The following is a 6149-nucleotide window of genomic DNA, read 5'->3' on the forward strand; positions in this document are numbered from 1 at the left end:
CCGGGCGATTTTTTTCCGCTCGGTAAGAGGGCAATATCATTGGTACGGCCAATTAATTTTTTCAAAATTGGTTTTTTAATCGTGCTTTTTTCATCCAAAATTCCGATGTCGCCAATTTCGTAGCGAATAAATGGATGGGCTTTGTTGTATAAACTTGTTACAACAATTTTACCTTCTTTTCCGTACGGTAGAGGTTGATTTTGGTCATCCAAAATTTCTACATAAAGTGTTTCCGAATTCACTTGCCATTCGCTTTCTTCCGCGATACTTCGGGATTGAAACGCAATCAAATCCAATTCAGACGCTCCATATTCGTTTACAATTGGAACTCCAAGTTGTTTTTCTAATAGTATTTTATCATCCTCAAAAAGCATTTCGGAGGTAACCACACAGACTTTCAATGTCGGGCAAATCGTTGTTAATACAATTTTTTTTTGTTGTAAAAATTGGGCAAACAAAACGATGGAACTTGTATAACCATTGATGTAATCAAATTTTCTTTTTCTGAATTCGTTTAGAAAGCCCTCCAAAACGGTATCAGATAAATCAAAAATCGAAAATCGAAATCGGTTACTCAAAAAATCCTTGAAACGTTCTTTTCTGTTGCCTATAAAGTCCAGTGGTATTCCATAAAAACGAGCTTGGTAAGATGCGTTGAAATCGATTCCAAACCGTCCAAATTTATGGATATTATTCGCCCAAGTCATGGCGTGCGAAAACGTATCTTTTGCAAAAACAAAAGGATGACCGCTTGATCCGGAGGTTTTATTCACGTAAACATCTTTTACAGAAAATCCATAGGATAGCCTTTCAGACAGAGGCTTCTGAAACTCGCTCTTGGTCATTACGGGTAAATCGTTCCAAGATTTAAGGGTAATTGTGCCAACCCTTTTTTGATAAGAGGAATTGTTTTTTAAATGATAGTTTACTATTTCCCACTTTTTCTGCTCCATAAATGCTTGATAATCCTCTGCCGAAACATTACGAATTTCAGCAAGTAGCTTTTGGGCTTCCTTCATCGGAAAACCAGCTAATTTAAGAGAAAGGTCAAAAAGTTTCATGAAAATAAAGATTTAATCAAAAATACATATTGCAGTTGGTAAAGTGAATCATTTGAATATTAATTTAAATTTATTATTATTTCATTTCAAAACAAACTATTTTTGTTCAACAACTCAAATCACACACAAAATGACAATTTTATTATTAGGATCCGGCGGAAGAGAACATGCAATGGCTTGGAAAATGGTACAGAGTACGCTTTGTCAAAAACTTTTTGTAGCACCAGGAAATGCCGGAACCGAAAGGATTGCCGTAAATGTAGCCATTTCCCCCACTGATTTTGGTGAAATTAAAAAGTTAGTGATTGCCGAAAAAATTGATATGGTAGTTGTAGGTCCAGAAGACCCATTGGTTTTGGGTATTTTTGATTTTTTTGCTGAAGATGAATTTTTGAAAAACATTCCCGTAATCGGACCATCGAAATTGGGTGCAAAATTGGAAGGAAGTAAAGAATTTGCGAAAGAATTTTTACTCAAGCACCGCATTCCCACAGCAGCTTATCACAGTTTTACCAAAGATACCATCGAAAAAGGTTTTCACTTTTTAGAAAGTTTGAAACCGCCTTATGTTTTAAAAGCAGACGGTTTAGCCGCCGGAAAAGGTGTTTTAATACTCAACGATTTGGATGAAGCAAAGTTTGAATTGAGTAATATGTTGCTAAATGACAAATTTGGAATCGCAGGTTCAAAAGTGGTTATCGAAGAATTTCTAGACGGAATCGAATTGAGCTGCTTTGTTTTAACCGATGGAAAAAATTACAAAGTTTTGCCTACCGCAAAAGATTACAAGCGCATTGGAGAGGGCAATACTGGATTGAATACCGGAGGAATGGCTGCTGTTTCTCCCGTGCCATTTGCAACGCCCGAACTACTCGAAAAAATAGAAAATCGAATTATCAAACCTACCATTGACGGATTGCACCACGACAAAATCATGTACAAAGGGTTTGTGTTTATCGGATTGATCATTGTGGATAACGATCCTTACGTAATTGAATACAATGTTCGAATGGGCGATCCAGAAACAGAAGTTGTGATTCCGAGACTAAAAACGGATTTAGTAGCCTTGTTTAAAGCCGTTGCAGAAGAAAAGCTGGACGAAATTACACTCGAAATCGACCAAAGGTCGGCAACCACAATTATGATGGTTTCGGGCGGATATCCCGAAGCTTATGAGAAAGGAAAAGTGATTTCAGGAATTGAAAATGTTATTGATTCTGTTGTTTTTCATGCAGGAACAAAATCAGAAAACGGTCAGATTTTGAGTAATGGAGGTCGCGTTTTGACCGTAACTTCGTTTGGAAACGACCACCACGAGGCCATAAAAAAATCGTATCAAAATATAAATAACTTACATTTTGATACGATGTATTTTAGAAAAGATATCGGTTTTGATCTTTAAAAAAAGATGTTTTAGTTAAATTCCTTCTTTAATTTAAAGAGGGAATTTGTCTCTTATTTAAAAAAAGAATGTGCCGTAGTATCTTGGTATTCGTCGTTGTTTGCTTTGTGTTCTTTCAATTGTAGTATCCAATACACCATTGCTGACGCACAAATAGCCATAAAAATCCAGTTTAATATATTGGCACCGAACCAGCTTGTTAACTCAAGAGATCTTAAAAAATCCATTGGTACAAAAAGAAAATCAACAAAAAGAGACTGTATTCCTTCAAAAAATGCTTTCATTTTAGTCAAGTATTATATTTACATTTGCAAAAGTATAAAATATCCCCATGATTACAACAATTTTTAGCAAATCAAGACCATTTAATTATATAATGGTCACTTTGATGCTAATCCTTTTCTTTTTTCTATATCAATTTAAGAATGCCGATTGGTTGCAATCGCTAGAATCTGTTGGGAAAAAGGCAATTTTGTTGGGTTTGTTGATTGCTTCTTTGTTTATCTCTAATTTTATTACAAAGAAAAATGGATTGAGCAAGGACAACACCTATCCGTTTTTATTTTTCTTTAGTTTCCTCATCTTATTCCCGACAACGTTGGGGAATTCGAATTTAATTGTTTCCAACTTTTTTATTCTTTTGGCACTTAGGAGACTCATTTCGTTGCAATCGCTAGTTACTCCAAAAGAAAAAATTTTTGATGCTTCGATGTGGATTTTTATTGCCGCATTATTTCATTTTTGGAGCATTTTGTTCATAGGACTGGTTTTTGTTTCAATTGCCTTACACGTGGCACGGGATTATCGAAATTGGATTTTACCATACATTGCTTTTTTTACCACAGCTACTTTGTGCACTGTTTTCATACTTATGTACGACTCTTCCCTTTTGGATCGCCTACTAGAAGGAGTATATACGAGTTTCAATTTTAACTATTTTACCAATAAGTTTCAAAACATCGCAATTTCGATTTATGCTGCAATTACAGCCTTGTTTTTATTTTCCCAAATTGTAGCGTTTCCAAGTAAGCCGTTGGTGCATCATAATTCGTACAAGAAAATCATCTTGGCTTTTTTTATCGGATTTATTATTTATGTAATTTCACCAGCTAAAAACAACAGTATTTTAATTTACACTTTTATGCCTTTAGCAGTTATGGCTACTAGTTATTTTGAGGGAGCCAAAATAAAATGGAGCCAAGAAGTTACGGCTATAATTGTTATTGGATTGAGTTTTTTGTCGTTTTTTATGCAATTATAATTTACGACCGTAAGCTAAATCGCCTGCATCTCCTAAACCTGGAACAATGTAATTTTTTTCATTTAATTTTTCATCCAAAGTAGCAACCCATAAATGACAATAATCGGGTAAATGCTTTTTCAAATATTCAATTCCTTCCGGAACGGCAATGATTACGGCAATGTGAATTTCTTTTGGTTGTTCTTTTTCAATCAATTTATTAAAAACCGCCACCATTGATTGTCCAGTAGCCAACATCGGGTCGATTAAAAGCAATGTTTTATTGGCAATAGCTGGAACGGCTTGGTATTCTACTTTTATATCAAATGCATCATCGTTATTGTAATGATGTCTGTAGGCCGAAACAAATCCATTTTCCACATTATCAAAGTAATTCAGAAACCCCAAATGCAGCGACAATCCAGCTCGTAAGATAGAGCACAAAACCAATTCATCTTTTATTTCAGTGGTCTTTTTAATTCCAAGCGGTGTTTGGATTTCTATATTTCGGTAGTTCAAATTTTTACTCATTTCATAGGCCATAATTTCGCCTATTCGTTCGATATTTCGCCGAAAACGCATACTATCGTTTTGAACGTTTACATTTCTAATTTGTCCAAGAAAATGATTCAAGACGCTATTGTTTTCTGATAAGTAATGAATTTGCATATAGAATTATGAATTATGAATTATGAATTATGTATTTTATCTTAAACCTTAAACCTTTTAGTCTTTTGCCAAAATTTTTTCCAAATGTAAATGTATAAAAAGTATATTTGTCTTTCTAAATTTAAAAGTATGTTTTCGAAGCTCGCTTATTCCGTTTTTGAACAAAGTATACATGATTATCATCAATTTGATAATGTAGATCAACCCATCAATAATCCGTTTCCGAAAGAAAAATTCGAACATTTGTTGTATTTCAAAAACTGGATTGATACCGTTCAGTGGCACTTTGAAGATATTATTCGCGACCCAAATATCGACCCAGTGGCGGCTCTAAAATTAAAGCGAAGAATCGATGCTTCCAATCAAGAACGTACGGATATGGTGGAATATATTGACAGTTATTTCTTGCAAAAATTTGCTTCGGTACATGTAAAAGAAAACGCAAAAATCAACTCTGAAAGTCCCGCTTGGGCTTTTGATCGATTGTCAATTTTAGCTTTGAAAATTTACCACATGCAAGAAGAAGCCAATCGTGTCGAAGCTTCTCAAGAGCATAGAGATAAATGTCAAGAAAAATTGAACATTCTTTTGGAGCAGCGAAGCGATTTGTCTTCAGCAATTGACGATTTATTGCATGACATCGAAAATGGCGACAAATTCATGAAAGTTTACAAACAAATGAAAATGTACAACGACGACGATTTGAATCCAGTATTGTATCAGAACAAGAAGTAATTTTTTGTAAATAAGTTTTGCAACTAAATAAACATCATTAATTCAATGAGTGGTGGAATAAAATTTGATTATAAATTTGCAATTTCACAATTAGTTGTTACATTTGCACTCATAACGCCACCCTGTAGTCTCTGTACTGCAGATCTGCTCCTTCTGGGAGCTTTTTTTTTATAGCTATGGCACAACAATCAACACCACCGAAGAAAGTTATTTTTTACTTTGACGGCTTTAATTTTTACTACGGATTCAAATCTTACACTTCAATAAAAAGTGATTGGAAAGACTATTATTGGTTAGATTTCGGCAAATTTTGTTCACAATTTGTATTTGAGCATGATAATCAAGTGCTGCAAAAAGTCAAGTGTTTTACTGCACCACCCAAAAATATTCAGAAAAGAAGTAAACAAAGTGCCTTGTTTTCAGCAAATAAAATTATCAACGGAGAACTTTTTGAAGTTATAAATGGTCATTATGCAGATAAGTACTTAAACTGTCTTGCAAAATGTAAACAACAATTTGTTGTTCCTGAAGAAAAATGTACGGACGTAAATATTGCATTAGCCATGGTTAATGATTGCATTGAAGGAAATGTTGACATTATTACTTTAATTACAGCAGATAGTGATCAAGTATCGACCATAAAATATATTCAAAGTAAATTTCCAAACATTAAGATTAGGGTTTATTTTCCTCCAAATCGAAAGTCCAATGAAATTAGAGGTCTTATGGGTAAAGTTGTTTTTTTAGAAAATCATGAGGACAAGTTTAGCAATGCTAAGATGGCAACAATAGTAAAGGGAGTTTCAAAAACGTATACTCGACCCGAGAATTGGAAGAAATAATGGAACATTTGTTTTTACTATTTCAAACTCATTTCGCATTCAGAAATAAAAAAAGTAAATGGCCAAAGAATGGCCAAAAAATTGTTTAAATCCCCTTATTTTTGTTATCAACATTTCGTAAATGATTGATTAATAAAGACTTAATAAATAATTAAATGGCCAAAAAAAAGCCAAAAAAGAGCCACATTTCACCACATTTT

General features: G+C 33.8%; 7 protein-coding genes. 4 read left to right on the forward strand and 3 right to left on the reverse strand.

All coding sequences use genetic code 11. From position 1 onward, the window contains the following. A partial coding sequence (locus ACIQ2X_RS12730) for a phenylacetate--CoA ligase family protein (protein WP_396179298.1) occupies positions 1-1061 on the reverse strand: 1061 nt, incomplete at its 3' end. A gap of 130 nt (positions 1062-1191) precedes the next feature. Between ACIQ2X_RS12730 and purD the strand changes: the two genes are divergently transcribed. Continuing rightward, complete coding sequence (gene purD / locus ACIQ2X_RS12735; protein WP_396179299.1) at positions 1192-2463, forward strand: phosphoribosylamine--glycine ligase; 1272 nt, start codon at positions 1192-1194, stop codon at positions 2461-2463. Between the two features lie 53 nt (positions 2464-2516). Here purD and ACIQ2X_RS12740 read toward each other — a convergent pair whose 3' ends face one another. Next, positions 2517-2747, reverse strand: a complete 231-nt coding sequence (locus ACIQ2X_RS12740) for a uracil phosphoribosyltransferase (RefSeq protein ID WP_396179300.1) — start codon at positions 2745-2747, stop codon at positions 2517-2519. Positions 2748-2794: 47 nt separating this feature from the next. Here ACIQ2X_RS12740 and ACIQ2X_RS12745 point away from each other — a divergent pair, with 47 nt between their 5' ends. After that, positions 2795-3724, forward strand: coding sequence for a DUF6427 family protein (locus ACIQ2X_RS12745; protein WP_396179301.1), 930 nt, complete (start codon positions 2795-2797; stop codon positions 3722-3724). Here ACIQ2X_RS12745 and upp read toward each other — a convergent pair. After that, on the reverse strand, positions 3719-4372 hold the full coding sequence (upp, locus tag ACIQ2X_RS12750; protein ID WP_396179302.1) for a uracil phosphoribosyltransferase: 654 nt from the start codon (positions 4370-4372) through the stop codon (positions 3719-3721). The genes ACIQ2X_RS12745 and upp overlap by 6 nt on opposite strands. Positions 4373-4501: 129 nt before the next feature. On the opposite strand from upp, the gene ACIQ2X_RS12755 reads away from it, so the two are divergent. Both ACIQ2X_RS12755 and ACIQ2X_RS12760 read left to right on the forward strand, forming a co-directional pair. Continuing rightward, positions 4502-5107: a DUF4254 domain-containing protein gene (locus tag ACIQ2X_RS12755; protein ID WP_396179303.1), complete on the forward strand. Its 606-nt coding sequence runs from the start codon at positions 4502-4504 to the stop codon at positions 5105-5107. 176 nt (positions 5108-5283) lie between these two features. After that, entirely contained in the window at positions 5284-5949 is a 666-nt protein-coding gene (locus ACIQ2X_RS12760) for an NYN domain-containing protein (RefSeq protein ID WP_396179304.1), read from the forward strand. Positions 5950-6149 lie beyond the last annotated feature (200 nt).

The organism is Flavobacterium sp., assembly GCF_044368625.1.
In the GTDB taxonomy this organism is placed as follows: Bacteria; Bacteroidota; Bacteroidia; order Flavobacteriales; family Flavobacteriaceae; genus Flavobacterium.